Here is a 13,675-nt window from a genome sequence, read left to right as displayed (position 1 = left end):
CTCAGCCGGCGCCTGACTCGACTGGGGGGTTGTAGAACAGTGCGTAGCCGATCGATCCGCTAGCCGGTAGACTCCCGGCAGCCAGCGCACCGACCACACTGAGCGAGGACGCGACCGCACCGAGGCCCGCCAGCACCATCGAGAGCGCGATGGTTGCGAGGACGGCATCGGCAGTCGAGACGGGGAAGTCACTCGACATCGTGTCTAAACTGTCGCTCGCACGGTAATTAAATATTATTACTCCGTCTCGGGAGCCGACCGGCCGGACTCGGGGGCCAGGTCCGCGACGAGTTCCCGGGCTCTCTCGACGAGCGCGTCGTCGTCGCTCTGGCGCTCGTTCAACACCGCCTGGAGTCGCGCCAGCGAGTCGGGGTCTGCGTGGCGTGTCTCGTCGAGTCGCCTGACGATTCCGGCTGTCCCGCGGAACGAGCCGTCTTCGGTCGGTAGCAACGCCATGTGATCCTCGCAGTGGACGGTGTTGCCGTCGGCGTCTTCGAGTGTCCGTTCGAACGTCGCCGACGTCCGGTCGGGATCGTCGATCAGTCGGTCGATCTCCTCGCGGGCCGTCTGTCTGCTCGACTCGCTCATCACCACCGAGACGTGTCGGCCGACTAGCTCCTCGGGCCGGTAGCCGGTCAGCGCCACGGTGTTTGCGACGAAGACGACTGTTCCTTCCGGATCGACCGCGTACACCAAGTCGTCGACAGCCTCGACGACGGTCCGGTACCACCCCAGTTCACGGTTCGTCCGGTACTGCTCGACTGCACGGTCGATCCGGTTCGCGAGGAGGGTGTAGTGATCGCCGGTGACCTGTTTCTCGACGTAGTCGGTGACGCCGGCGGAGATCGCCGCGCTCGCGATCTCCTCGGACCCCGTCGCCGTAAAGAGGATGAACGGCAGTTCCTCGTCCTCCGCTCTGACGGCCTCCAGCAGGTCGAGTCCGGTCCGTTCGGGCATGTCGTAGTCGCTGACGATACAATCGACGGGGTCGGCGGCGAGATACTCTTCGGCGGTGTCGGCGCTGTCGACGGCGGCTGCCCGATACCGGTCGTCGATCGCTTCGAGTCGCTGGGCGGTCATCTCGGCGAATTCCCGCTGATCGTCGACACAGAGCAGGCGTATCGGTCCGCCCACTGCGGCGCTCATGCCAACATTATCGGTGTTGTGATATAAAGAGTCAACGGCGACTCGCTTCCCCCAGAATGTCTCGCTGGAGCGGTCAAGCAGGGCACGACGGTCCGGGGTCAGTTCGGGTCCTTGGTATCCAGATAGTTGTTGAGCAGTTGTGGCGCTACGACGCCGATGCAAATCAGCATCCCGATCAGGATGCTGTCGTCCACGTTCGTCACGACGCGTCCGCCGTAGGCCAGCACCAATCCGACCGTCGCGAAGAGGAGGATGACTGCGTTTTCGCGGGAGACCATACCGTGGTTTCGTCGTCCGATTTCAAATGTTCTTTGTCTCCCTACTTCCCCCAGAACGGCGATTGCTCACGGCGCTTCTCCAGATACATCGACAGCGCCTCGCGTTCGTCGACCGAGATGTCCTCCCGTAGTTCCTGTTCGAGGATCTTCGCGTGTTTCTCCGGGAGTTCCACCCAGAGGTCGTCGCCTTCCTCGATCTGGCGGCCGACGGTCGGACCGTCGATGGAGACGGCCATCCGCTCGCCGGTCCGTGCCTCGTCGACGTCTTCACCCTCGTCCTGGATCGTCTTGAGTCGGCCGACACGCTTGGGGTCGCCGCCCTCCCAGCGGACGACGTTGACGTTCCGGCGTAACAGGCCCGAGAGCACTTCGACGCCGACGACAGCGGGATCGGACTGTCGGAAGGTGTGGTCTTTGAGGACCCGGAACTTCGCCGGTCGGGTGATGTTTTCGAGGATCTGTTCCTGCTGGGCTTCCTCGATAGCGGTGACGTGGTCGTCGTACTCCTCGATGAGTTGGTAGATGACGTCGTTCTCGAACAGTTTGACCTCTTCCTGTTCGGCGAGATCGCGGGCGTCGTCGAGCACCTCGACGGAGAACGCCAGGATCGCCCGGTGTGTCGGCTCGTTGGCCGTCTCCGCGACGCGGATGTCACGGGGAGCCACAGCGCCGACCTCCGCGCGCATGATCGGGATCTCCTCCTCTTCGAGCGTACTGGAGATGGCCTCCAGCGAGCCCAGCGTGTCGGCCTTGACGACGACACCCTCTTCCTGGGTGGTCACCTCGATGCCGGCCAGTTCGGACTCGACCTCCGCGATGACCTCGCTGCGGTCCCGGTCCCGGACCACGCGGATGGGCGCGCCGGCCATCGCGTCGTCGAGATCCGGCGCGGCGATCTTCACCCCGTCGGCGGCGGCGACCGCGTCGACCTGCTCGAACGTCTGTTCGGTCCGGATCTCTTCGAGGGGCCGGGGACGGAGCAGCGCGCGGACGTCCGTGACGATCGGCCCCTGGAGTCCGCCCACCACGATCGTATCGTCGGCCCGGATCGTCCCGTCGTAGATGATGGCGTCCAGTGTCGTCCCGAAGCCCTGGGTGTCCTTGACTTCGAGGACCGTCCCGACGCCCGGACCGGCCGCGTCGATGGCCATCTCCGCTTTCATGTACCGCTGGGAGAGGCCCATCATCACCGTCAGCAGGTCCGGGACGCCCTCGCCGGTCTCGGCCGAGACCGGGACGACGCCGATGTTGGCCTGGAAGTTCTGGACACGCCAGTACATGTCCGCCGAGAAGCCGTTGTCGGAGAGTTCGCCGATGATCTCGTAGAGGTTCTCGTTGAGGTCCGACTGGACGCGCTCGGACTGGCTCTCCATCGTCTGCTGGACCGGGCTGTTCTCGTTCGGTCGCCACCCGGGGACGGTGTCGATCTTGTTCGCGGCCACGATGAAGGGGGTCTCGGTCCGCTTGAGGATGTCGATGGCCTCCAGGGTCTGGGGCTGGAACCCGTCGTTGACGTCGACGACGAGGATCGCGATGTCCGCAAGCGCACCGCCCCGCGAGCGCAGCGTCGAGAACGAGTGGTGGCCCGGCGTGTCGATAAACAACAGCCCGGGGAGATCGAAGTCCGTCGGGTCGACCAGCTCGCCGGCGATCTCCGAGATCACCGAAAGCGGGACGGCGGTCGCGCCGATGTGCTGGGTGATCGCGCCGGACTCGCCGGCGGCGACCGCGGAGCCGCGGATTCGATCGAGCAGGCTCGTCTTCCCGTGGTCGACGTGGCCGAGGACGGCAACGATGGGTGTTCTGAGCGTGTTAGCGTCCGTCTCTGGGGGATCGTCCGTGTCAGACATAGATGGCTCCAGAAGTTGGCAGAACCCAGTCGGCCACACCAGTTAAGTTCGTCGTCATTCGCTCGGCCCGGCGTGTGTCCTACTCTGTGACGGTGAACGATCCGTCCATCCCGAGACTCTGGTGGGGATCACAGTGGTAGCTGTACTCGCCGGCGACCTCGAAGGTATGGTCGTAGACGTAGCCGGTCCGGTAGGCCTTGCCGTCGCCGCCGGGCGTTCCAGTCCACTCGCTCGCCTCCGGGATTTCACCGTCGTCGGGACGGACGTTGTGGAAATCGCCCTCCCAGCGCCACTGGACGGTCGCGCCGACCGGGACCGTGAACGTTTCCGGCGCGAAGACGAACTCACCGGGGCCGACGGCGACGACCTGGTCGGGGTCGGTCGCGGGCGTCGCCGTGGCGGTCGGCGTCGCTGTCGCCGTATCAGTATCGGTCGGAGTAGCTGCCGGCGTCCCCGTTTCCGTCGCCGTCACTGCCGGTGTGGCTGTCGTCGTGTCCGTCGCCGTAGCCGTCTCGGTCGGCGTCTCGGCACCGCCGTCGCCGCCACAGCCGGCGAGGCTTCCGGTGACGCCGGCAGCCAGCGCCGCGAGAAATCTCCGTCTGGTCCGTTCCATGGACAGGGTCAGGCTGCGCCCCGGATAAGTGGCCTGGCGCGTCAGACATCCCCGTGGCGTTTATGTAACCCCACTCGGAACATGGGGACATGGCAGAGATACTCGCGGAGAACCTCTCCGGAAAAGACGTGATGGGTACTGACGGCGCCGAACTCGGTAGCCTCTACAACATCACGATGGATCTGACCTCGGGGTCACTCGAACACCTCATCATCGACCCCGCCGAAACCGTTCGCGACAGCGAATTCGAGTACAGCGACCAGGGCCGCCTTCTCGTTCCCGTCGAACGAGTCAAGGCTGTCAAAGACCACATGATCGTCAAACGCTAGATGTACGTTCTCGATTCGTCCGCTTTCATCAACGAGTACCACACAGAAGAACGGATAGCCGCAGTGCCGGAGGTCCGCGAGGAACTCGAAGACGAGGCAGCCTACCGGTTCGACGCGCTGGAGGGCTCGGGGATGCATCTCCACATCCCGGAGGAAAACACCGTCGAGCGCATCGAGCGCGCCGCCCGCGAGACCGGCGATCTCGCCGAACTCTCCGGGACCGACATCCAACTCATCGCCGCCGCCTTCGAACTCGACGGGACGCTGGTCACCGACGACTACGCGATGCAAAACGTCGCGGAGAAACTCGACGTGACTGTCGAGGTCATCGCCCGTGAGGGGATCACCGAACGCCGCGACTGGCTGTTCCAGTGTGCTGGCTGTGGCCGGGAGTTCGAGGAGAACCACGACCGCTGTCCGGTGTGTGGCAGTTCGCTCTCGCGGAAGAACCCCGCGTAGCCGCCGGCGTCATATCGGCTGATTCTCGATGTCGTCCAGCCCCGACTCGATGAGCTGTTGGATCACTTCCTCCGTCGTGATGCCGTAGCGACGCGCCAGCGTCTCGATCGCCCGGGCCTGGTCGTCGTTGCACACGACCGTATACCGGGTTGGCATGGCACTACGTTGGGCCTTTGCTGGGATAAACACCCGTCAGACGGCCGTCATGCAGGCAGTTGCGCGCCGGTCGTCGCGAGATAGTACTGGAGCGCGAACAATCCGGCGTTCCAGAGGCCGTGCGTGACCGCGGGGACGACGATGTTCTCGGTGTACTCGTAGATCGCGCCCAGGACCATCCCGAGCGCGCCCGCGACGAGGATGTACGTCCAGGCGCTTCCGCTACTGATCGCGAAGTAGTGGCCCAGTCCGAACAGGCCGCTGGCGACGACCAGCCCCGGGACGACGCCGAACGAGCGCCGGAACAGCCCCTGGACGACGCCCCGGAAGACCAGTTCCTCGCCCGGTCCGACCAGGAAGAGCGCGACGGGGATCATATAGAGGAACAGTTGCGGGTTTTCCTGGCCCTGCGTGATGATGCTGTTCTGGCCGGTCGTGATCTCCGTGCCGAACAGCGCCTCGGCCAGCGCCGAGAGCGCCTCGACGACGGCGCCCATCACGAGCGCGGCCACGAGGATGCCGACGACGCCGACCAGCGCCCAGCCGGCGTCGGACAGCGTCGGCGACCGGACGTGGACGAGATCCGGCTCCCGACGGAGCCAGATGTAGCCGGCCGAGGCGGCCAGAAAGCCCACGAACGAGAGGCCCTGGACGCTCGCGTTCAACAGCGGGTCTCCCTGGAGGGCCTCGACCGACTGGACGCCGACGGCGCTCATCCCGACCTGACCGAGCAGCGCTGCGAGGACGAACGCCGACGCGACGACCGCGACCGCGCGGATCGAACTCACCAGGATCGTCTCGCCGTCTGCGATCTCGACGTACGGGCGGTTCGGTGCCATCGATTGGTACGCGGTGGTACGCGACGGACGTTCAAGACCCCATCGACCGACTCAGTCGACAACGTGGCTCGGCCGCTCGTCGACGACGCGGGTCTCCTCGGTCGTCTCGCCCTGGACGAGCGCCCGGGTCGCACGCTTGCCCCACTCGACGGCTGGCTGGGTGAACGTCTCGACGCCGGCGAGTTCGCCCATCAGGACACACGCCGCCTCCATGGCGTACAGCAGTTCTCCGACGCCCTGCGGGTCGAGCCGGTCGATCTCTAGTTCGATCGCCGGGCGGTCGGCCGCCGGGAGACTGGCGACCGTCGCGTCGTACTCGGCGTCGATGAGTTCGCCCAGGTCGACGCCGTCGAGATACGACAGCGCCTCGTGGTCGGCCGACGGGATCGGCAGGTCGGGCCGCTCGCCGGGACGGACGAAGGTGACGACCTTGTCGGCCGGGCCGGCGCGATACAGTTGTAGCTGGGAGTGCTGGTCGGTCGCACCCAGCGCCCGTACCGGCGTCTGGCCCTGCCCGTCTTTCCCGAGGCTCTCGGCGAACAGTTGCGCGACCCACTCGGCGAACGACTCCAACCGCTCGGCGTAGGGCATGACGGCGTTGACCGTAGCGCCCTCCTGTTCGAGTTGGTGGGCAACGGCGCCGTAGGCGTAGGCCGGCGTGTCCTGTAGCGACGGCCCGAGGTCGTCCGCGACCGCGGCGGCACCCGCGACGACGCCCTCGATGTCGACCCCCAGGATCGCCGGCGGGACCAGCCCGACGGCCGACAACGCCGAGAACCGGCCTGGGACGCCCTCGGGGACCGGCAGCGTCGGCAGCCCCTCCGCGTCGGCCAGTTCCCGGAGCGGCCCCGCCTCGCCCGTGGTCACGACGGTCAGCTCCGTCCAGTCGACGCCGGCGTCCTCGTAGGCCGCCCGGACGACCAGGAAGTTCGCCAGGGTCTCGGCGGTGGTCCCCGACCGGGAGACGACGTTGATGGCCGTCTCGGACAGCGGGAGGTCCGAAAGCGTGCGTTCGACGTGCTCGGGGTCGACGTTGTCCAACACGACGTGTCGCTCGGGCGCTTCGGCCAGCGCCGACGTGATCGTTCGTGCCCCCAGCGCGGAGCCGCCGATGCCGACCGTGATGACGTACTCGGCGTCCGCGACCGGTTCGACGGCGTCCCGGATCGCACCGGGATCGGTTCGTTCGGGGAGGTTCAGCGAGGCGTAGCCGAACTCGTCGTCGGCCCGTCCCGCGGCGATGCGTTCGTGTGCGTCCCGGACCCGGTCGTCGAGGTCGTCCAGTCGGTCCTCATCGACACCCGGATCGGCGACCGACGCCAGCGCTGCACCGATATCGACGTGCATACGTCCCCGCTCGAAGCCCGCCTACATAACTCGTTCCCGCGCGGGCAGGCGCACCGAAACACGGCGTTTAACCGCGTGCTGTCCCTACCACGGCTAATGACAGCCGCCGCCGACGAACCGGAGTCGTACAACGGCCTCCCGGGCGCGTTCCCCTACGCCTTCCGGGCCAGCGACTCGCTGCTGTTCAAACTGTACGTCGGGGTCGCGCTCCTGTTGACGCTCGGCATCGCGCTCATGTTCGTGTTCGGCATCGTCGTCCTCCTGGGCGCGAGCGCGTCGGTCAGGGGCGGGACGTTCACCTTCTCGCGGGCGTTCTTCCTGTTCGTCGGCGTCCTCGTTGTCGCGCCGCTGCTCGCGCCGGTGTTGCTCGTCGCCCGTCGCCACCGCCGACAGGGGTCCTCGACGGCCTACGACCGCGGGATGGGGCTGGCGGCCCTCGGGTTCGTGGCGTCGCTGTACGTCGGGCTGATCATCTCGGTTCCGCCGGCGCTCCAGGAACCGACCGGGAGCGCCGTGGTCGCCACGCTGTACGCGCTCCCGCAACTCGCTGGCCTGGCTCCGCCGCTGCTTGCCGTCGGAGTGTTGTATCTCGCCCATCGGCTGTTGCGGTGAGGTGGCAGTCGAAACTCGTGCAAGACAGTGTCGCTTGGCCCTGTTGAAATCCCACTCTTCAGACATATCCTTACATGAAACGGCCGGTCGATGAGAACTACGTACCAATTAGCCGGGTTATGATACTGGTGTTAGGAGCAGGTCGATTGATTGAATTCGAGATTCGTCTCTTTACCTGCGTCGAGCTCGATGATGAAGACACTTGGAGTTTCACTGTTTACACACATCGCTTGAAACTGGTGTTCGGATCGAAGTTCGTTGTCGAGGATGGCGACCGCGTCAAATACCTCTTCGGAGGTCACGTCAGCAATCCCCGTTTCACGGATGACTGTGCCGCCTGGTGTTGACCCAGACCCGGCCTGGTCAATCTCGTAGATCTGCTTGAGAACCGCCTCCTCGCCGCTGTCCCGGATTGTCACGTCTACAGTGTGAGAGTCTGCCGTGTTGTTCCAAAGTTCGAAATCGATGGAGGTGGTCGAGTTGAGGCGACCCGAGAGACACCCACCAAGTGAGCCCACAGCAGTGACCCCGGTGACGGTCAGGAACCGTCGGCGTTTCATTACCTGAAACATCACTGGCTGAGAAAAAACAATTTTGGTAGAGGATGACGACGCTTTTACCCTCTCGTCTCCCTGGTGAAGCCGTTCTCCGCGTTCCGCGAAGCATCCTGCGGTGAGTCACCTCTAATCTATTACTAAGTGACCTGTACTGACCGGAACCGGCACAGAATGTGTCATCTACTGAGGGTCTCAACGACCCCTGTATTTTCGGTTTCGGTTCGCGGAGCGTTCCGCCGTCTCGCGCGGCCAGTAGGCAGAGCCCGAGCGCACAGTTCTCGCGCTCGATCTGACTGGCTATTCCCCGCTGTTGCACCACTGTGCTGACGGTTGCCGCGGTCGTATTTGCGGTTACGTGGCGATCATCCGGTCCTTGAGCGCGCGGTGAGATTTCCGGATAGACGATGTATACTAGTCGGTACGATGTCATCTGTGCTGAACAGGTTATATACCGTGCAGCGTAATGGTGTATATGAATGATAGAACAGGAACAACTATCGAAGCGGCTGATAGTACGGACAGTCCCTCCCGAGTGACGCGCAGAGCAGTCCTCGCAGCCGGTGGCGCGGTTGCACTGGGGAGCCTCGCTGGCTGTACAGCGCTCGATGGGCTGGTGGACCGCGTCGGTGCCGAGGCAGTCGGGACCACGGGGGCGTCGCCAGCCGCCTTCTACGACGGGTCTGGAGCCCCCTCTTCCAGTGATGGCGGAAACGAGCGGACCGCGGTCTACCGGAGTGACCCGGTGGACGTCCGCTACGTCCCGCCGACCCTCCAGGCCGCCTCACGAGACGTCGAACTCGACGGCTGGAGTACCAGCGCGTCCACGAAGGCACAGGACTACAACGCCACGCGGTCGAACAAACCGACCAGCATCTGGTGGCCCGGCCCTGGCGACGGGGACGCTGACGCCGACGGTATCGACGACCTCGTCGACTTGCTCGACATCGAGCGATCGCTACTGGTCTACGCCGACGCCGCCATTGAGGCCGTGGATGAGCAGGCAACCGACGACGCGACGGCCACGCTCGACGCGTTCATCAACGCGACCACGAAGGCGCTGAAGAAAGGAGATCGGATCGAACGCTGCTCCACCGACGTTTGCGGGCCAATCCAGGAGAACATGGAGACGGTACAACAGCGCGCGGGAGATGCGGACGATGCCGTGGACGCGGGCGAGTGGGACGCCGCGATGCGATCCCTTCAGGAGGCCCGTCGCATCGTCCAGGGCGATATCGACGATATCTTCGACGACCTCGACAGTGACGGCGACGGGATCAGTGACAGCATGGAATCGCTCTACGACTACCTCGACGGGGAGCCGACGATCGGCGAACGCTTCGTCGTCAGCCTCCCCGACGCCCAAGTCCGTGGTGACGGCCCCGCGCTGGCCGCGGAACTCACGCCCGAGCGCGTACTCACGTACTTCGTCGGCGAACGGGACGCAGAGGGGTGTGTCGAGAGCGACCGGGACATCGCGGTCCATCGGGACCTCGCGTGCCGGAACCTCCTCACGTCGACGCTCGAAGTCGGTGACGCCGTCGGGTCACAGCTCCGTGGCATCGACAAGAAGGATATCCGTCGGGGAATGACGGCTCGGAACGTCGCCGCCTTCGGAACCTCGGGCGGTGTGGTCGTCACCGGTGCGTCGCCGGATTTCGACGGGTCCGAGCCGATGGCACGCGTCACGGCCAAATGCTGCTACGATGGGCAGACGAGTCCGCTAATCATCCAAGAGTTGGAAGCCTGGGGTGGGGAGACCACCTCCGGGAAGGGCGCCGTGTCCGAGACGTTCGTCGTCCCCGTTGCGGCGACGCCGCCGGACTGTCCGCTTCCGCTGCCCGCGCTGTTGTACGTGTGCCGGATTCGTCACGACGACCAACTGCTCTATGTCGGCGGCTGGCAGATCGACGACGGCGCGCTCTACGAGGACAGTGCGACGCTCCTGACCGCCGACGGCCCGAACGTCGTCGCCGGGGTCTCGCGCTCGGATATCGAGGAGGGCGGCGTCGACCTCCAGTCCCGCGTCACGGGCCGAAAGAGGCCCGGACGGACCACGTACGCGAACGTGACGCTCAGTGCTCCGTACGACCCGAACGCCGACTACCTTCCCGCCGGTGCGTATCCGGCGTGTCGGGACGACGGCGACCTCTACTGCTGGGGCGTCCAGTCCCGGGAGGCGCTCGCCCGGCACGACACTGGTGACGACTGTAACGATACCGAACCTCCGAGGCCGCCGTCGTGCGTCGTCACAGCGTTGGACGCACCGGTTCTTCATCTCGTCGAAGCAGCCGATGCATCGAACGATGTGAAGTTCAAAGCGGGGGCGGAGCTGTCGAAAGCGGTCAATTGACGGGAACGGTCCTGCAAGCCGATACTTCCCGAATCGTCTCTCGTCCGACTCGATGCTTCTCCCGGATCGTTGTCGTCCGGTCGAGCCCGTCCCGACGGACAACGGGTCTTGTTGGATATTTACGAACAACCGCGGTCGAAACCCGAAAGAGCCCTGACCGGCTACGCCGGGATATGACAGCGACCGACGGAACCTTTCTGGTGACCCACGCCGACGAGGGATCGGCGACGCTGCGGGATGTCACGAACGCACAGGTGTTCACACTCTCGGAGAACCCCGGCGTCGAGGCCGGCGAGGTCGTCGAGGGGGTTCTCGAACCCGAACCGCCCATGGAGGTGACCTACGAGGTGGCTTCGCTGCGCGACCAGCGGACCATCCCGGTCGAGCGGGTCGCCCTCGAACCGACCGCCCAGGCCAAGGAGTTGGCCGCCGACCAGCCCGTCGGTGAACTGACGACCCGCGAGCGGGCGGGGGAGGGAGAACTCCACGTGCTGACCGTCGAAGAGGACGGGGTCGACGCGGCCGCCACGGAGGTCAGCGAGGACGAAGCGACCGTCTCGCGGGCGGCCCGGCTCGGCGTCGACCGCGTCGAGATCCGGACCGCCAGCGGCGTCGTCAGCGTCCGATACCTCCCCGATTGATCGGCCGAACCGCCACTCGAATAAAGGAAGGCTTATTCGGCCCGCTCTCACACCGTCGCCCATGGTCGCGTTCGAGGTCCCTGAAGTCGACTACACCCAGTATTCGAACCGCCAACTGTTGGCGGTTCCGCTGGTCGTACTGGGACTGGCCCTGCTGGTCATCGCCGGCTGGTGGGCCATGACCGGGTCGCCAGTGACACCCGGGATCGACTTCACGGGCGGGTCGGAACTGACAGTCGAGTCGTCATCGTCTCTCACACAACAGCAAGCATCACAGATCTTCGACGAACCGGTTGTCTCCGTCCAGGCGATCCAGCAGGGTGACAACCGCTACGTCGTCACGTTCGACTCGTCGGACATCGACGGGATCAGGGCGACAGCGGAGGCGAACGGTGATCTGACGATCCTCCGGAGCGGATCGACGTCGCCCATCTTCGGGTCGGAGAACCAGCGCCTGGCTGTCATCGGCGTCGGCGTCGCCTTCCTCGGGATGAGTCTGCTCGCGTTCGCGCTGTTCCGGACGTTCGTCCCGAGTATCGCCATCGTCATCTCCGCGTTCTCGGACATCATGATCCCCGTCGCCATCATGAACCTGGTGGGGATCAAACTCTCGCTGGGGACCGTCGCTGCACTCCTGATGCTGATCGGGTATAGCGTCGACTCGGACATCCTGTTGAACAACCACGTCCTCCGGCGCTCGGGTGGCTTCTACGAGTCGACCTACCGGGCGATGCAGACCGGTGTGACGATGACGGTGACCTCGATCTCCGCGATGGCTGTCATGGCGGTTACCGCCACCATATTCGGCATCGACCTGATGGCCTCGATCGGGCTGGTCCTCGTCCTCGGGCTGACTGCCGACCTGATGAACACCTACATGCTCAACGTCACGCTGCTTCGCTGGTACAAGTACGAGGGGGTCAACCGATGAGCACTCTCAAGGAGAACTGGCGGATCGCCCTGCTGGTGGTCCTGCTGATCGGCGCCGCGCTTGCGCTGTTCGTCCCCGGCGTTCCGGCCGGTGACACGGGCAACGCCACGAGCGACGCGCCGACGAACCTCCAGTACGGCATCCAGCTCAGCGGCGGGACCCGCATCCGGGCACCCGTCGTCGGCCAGACGGCCGAAGGCGTCGACGTGGACCCGAACGACACGGCACAGCTCTCACAGAACGTCGCGAACCGACTCGGGATCGACCCGATCGACGTCGATGTCAGAGCTCCCGACCAACAGCGAGACACCGGCGCTGTCGAGGTGTTCACCAACGACGTTACTCGCGAGGAGTTCCGCTCGGCACTGGAAGCCGAGGGGTATCAACCCGATACGATCCGTGACGGCGTCACGCGCGAGACACGCCAGCAGATGGTGACGAGCGTCCAGGACAAGATCCAGACCTCCGCGCTCAGTGGCGGTTCGGTCCAGACGGTCAGCGCACCCGGCGGCGGCCAGTTCATCAGTATCACCGCACCGGGTCGTGACCGCGAGGACCTCGTCCGGATCCTCGAAGAGCGTGGTATCGTCCGGATGTACGCCGTCCACCAGGCGGACAACGGGACCTACGTCCGCGAGCAGGTCCTCTCTCAGGACGAGTTCGCCGGCGTGGCGTCGGAGAACTCCCAGACCGAGGGACCGATCGCCCGCGTCACCGTCGAGGAGGCGGCGGCCGAACGGTTCAGCCAGCAGATGGTCGACGCGGGCTTCGACCAGCGCCGGAGCTGTACCAACTACAACCACAGCGACATCCAGCAGACACAGGGAAGCTGTCTCGTCGCGACGCTGAACGGCGAGCCCTTCTACGCCCGCGGTGTCGCACCGGGGTTGGCACAGTCGTTCCGCGAGAACACGTTCAAGAACGATCCGGTGTTCGTCCTGCCGGCCGAGAGCATGGACATGGCCCGCGAGATCGAACTGAACCTGAAGGCCGGCCGCCTGCCGGCGCCGCTTGACTTCGAGAACTCCCAGAGCATCTCGCTCGACCCCGCGCTGGCCCAGCAGTTCCAGCAGAACTCGCTGATCACCGGGCTGCTGGCGGTGCTGGCTGTGAGCCTCGTCGTCTACGCCCGCTACGGCCGGAAGGAAGTCGCCGCGCCGATGGTCGTGACGGCGCTCTCGGAGGTGTTCCTGTTGCTCGGGTTCGTCGCGTTCGTCCAGTATCCGCTGAACCTCTCACACCTGGCCGGGTTCATCGCGGTCATCGGAACGGGGGTGGACGACCTCATCATCATCGCCGACGAGATCCTCCAGCAGGGGAACATCGAGACCGGGCGGGTGTTCCAGAGCCGGTTCCGGAAGGCGTTCTGGGTCATCGGCGCGGCGGCGGCGACCACCATCGTGGCGATGAGTCCGCTGATGGTACTCTCACTCGGTGACCTCTCCGGGTTCGCCATCATCACCATCGTCGGCGTCCTGCTGGGCGTGCTCGTCACGCGGCCGGCCTACGGTGACATCCTCCGGAGCTTCGTGCTCGACGAGGACTGAGATCGCCCGCGGGCGATTCG

At 65.3% G+C, this 13,675-nt stretch carries 16 protein-coding genes; 7 read left to right on the top strand and 9 right to left on the bottom strand.

Annotated features, from left to right (window positions below; all coding sequences use genetic code 11):
* Nucleotide 1: 1 nt before the first annotated feature.
* The 5 genes from VJ109_RS05745 to VJ109_RS05725 form a co-directional block, all read right to left on the bottom strand.
* Nucleotides 2–199 (bottom strand): DUF8015 family protein, encoded by a 198-nt coding sequence (locus VJ109_RS05745; protein ID WP_324759748.1) that lies wholly within the window; start codon nt 197–199, stop codon nt 2–4.
* 38 nt (nt 200–237) lie between these two features.
* Nucleotides 238–1,146, bottom strand: coding sequence for a response regulator (locus tag VJ109_RS05740; protein WP_324759747.1), 909 nt, complete (start codon nt 1,144–1,146; stop codon nt 238–240).
* A gap of 98 nt (nt 1,147–1,244) precedes the next feature.
* Nucleotides 1,245–1,424 carry a DUF7987 family protein gene (locus VJ109_RS05735; protein ID WP_324759745.1) on the bottom strand — a complete coding sequence of 60 codons (180 nt, stop codon included), beginning with the start codon at nt 1,422–1,424 and terminating at the stop codon, nt 1,245–1,247.
* A gap of 41 nt (nt 1,425–1,465) precedes the next feature.
* Nucleotides 1,466–3,274, bottom strand: a complete 1,809-nt coding sequence (infB, locus tag VJ109_RS05730; protein WP_324759743.1) for a translation initiation factor IF-2 — start codon at nt 3,272–3,274, stop codon at nt 1,466–1,468.
* Between the two features lie 79 nt (nt 3,275–3,353).
* Entirely contained in the window at nt 3,354–3,887 is a 534-nt protein-coding gene (locus tag VJ109_RS05725; protein ID WP_324759741.1) for a plastocyanin/azurin family copper-binding protein, read from the bottom strand.
* An 89-nt stretch (nt 3,888–3,976) separates the two neighbouring features.
* Between VJ109_RS05725 and VJ109_RS05720 the strand changes: the two genes are divergently transcribed.
* Entirely contained in the window at nt 3,977–4,216 is a 240-nt protein-coding gene (locus VJ109_RS05720) for a PRC-barrel domain-containing protein (RefSeq protein WP_324759739.1), read from the top strand.
* Nucleotides 4,217–4,675, top strand: a complete 459-nt coding sequence (locus VJ109_RS05715; RefSeq protein ID WP_276179520.1) for an NOB1 family endonuclease — start codon at nt 4,217–4,219, stop codon at nt 4,673–4,675. It abuts the gene before it with no gap.
* A 9-nt stretch (nt 4,676–4,684) separates the two neighbouring features.
* Here VJ109_RS05715 and VJ109_RS05710 read toward each other — a convergent pair whose 3' ends face one another.
* Genes VJ109_RS05710 through VJ109_RS05700 form a run of 3 tightly spaced genes read right to left on the bottom strand, consistent with a single transcriptional unit; the run spans nt 4,685 to nt 7,017 of the window.
* Nucleotides 4,685–4,831, bottom strand: a complete 147-nt coding sequence (locus VJ109_RS05710) for a CopG family transcriptional regulator (RefSeq protein WP_324759737.1) — start codon at nt 4,829–4,831, stop codon at nt 4,685–4,687.
* A gap of 47 nt (nt 4,832–4,878) precedes the next feature.
* Nucleotides 4,879–5,670, bottom strand: a complete 792-nt coding sequence (locus VJ109_RS05705) for a CPBP family intramembrane glutamic endopeptidase (protein WP_324759736.1) — start codon at nt 5,668–5,670, stop codon at nt 4,879–4,881.
* Between the two features lie 51 nt (nt 5,671–5,721).
* Nucleotides 5,722–7,017, bottom strand: a complete 1,296-nt coding sequence (locus tag VJ109_RS05700) for a phosphoglucose isomerase-related protein (protein WP_324759734.1) — start codon at nt 7,015–7,017, stop codon at nt 5,722–5,724.
* 96 nt (nt 7,018–7,113) lie between these two features.
* On the opposite strand from VJ109_RS05700, the gene VJ109_RS05695 reads away from it, so the two are divergent.
* Nucleotides 7,114–7,629 (top strand): DUF8056 family protein, encoded by a 516-nt coding sequence (locus VJ109_RS05695; RefSeq protein ID WP_324759733.1) that lies wholly within the window; start codon nt 7,114–7,116, stop codon nt 7,627–7,629.
* Nucleotides 7,630–7,760: 131 nt separating this feature from the next.
* On the opposite strand, the gene VJ109_RS05690 is transcribed toward VJ109_RS05695, so the two are convergent.
* Nucleotides 7,761–8,189, bottom strand: coding sequence for a hypothetical protein (locus VJ109_RS05690; RefSeq protein ID WP_324759731.1), 429 nt, complete (start codon nt 8,187–8,189; stop codon nt 7,761–7,763).
* A gap of 469 nt (nt 8,190–8,658) precedes the next feature.
* On the opposite strand from VJ109_RS05690, the gene VJ109_RS05685 reads away from it, so the two are divergent.
* From VJ109_RS05685 to VJ109_RS05670, 4 genes are all read left to right on the top strand, one after another.
* Entirely contained in the window at nt 8,659–10,536 is a 1,878-nt protein-coding gene (locus tag VJ109_RS05685) for a hypothetical protein (RefSeq protein ID WP_324759729.1), read from the top strand.
* A 173-nt stretch (nt 10,537–10,709) separates the two neighbouring features.
* The gene (locus tag VJ109_RS05680; RefSeq protein WP_324759727.1) at nt 10,710–11,177 is read left to right on the top strand and encodes a DUF5812 family protein; all 468 of its coding nucleotides are present in this window, start codon (nt 10,710–10,712) and stop codon (nt 11,175–11,177) included.
* A 61-nt stretch (nt 11,178–11,238) separates the two neighbouring features.
* Nucleotides 11,239–12,108, top strand: a complete 870-nt coding sequence (gene secF, locus VJ109_RS05675) for a protein translocase subunit SecF (RefSeq protein ID WP_324759725.1) — start codon at nt 11,239–11,241, stop codon at nt 12,106–12,108.
* Nucleotides 12,105–13,655, top strand: a complete 1,551-nt coding sequence (locus VJ109_RS05670) for a preprotein translocase subunit SecD (RefSeq protein WP_324759724.1) — start codon at nt 12,105–12,107, stop codon at nt 13,653–13,655. The genes secF and VJ109_RS05670 overlap by 4 nt, the downstream gene beginning before the upstream one ends.
* Nucleotides 13,656–13,675: the final 20 nt, after the last annotated feature.

Origin of the sequence: Haloarcula montana (assembly GCF_035666295.1) — an archaeon.
Lineage (GTDB): Archaea > Halobacteriota > Halobacteria > Halobacteriales > Haloarculaceae > Haloarcula > Haloarcula montana.
The sequence above is the reverse complement of the archived record's forward strand: the minus strand, read 5'-3'. Positions and strand labels throughout refer to the sequence as shown.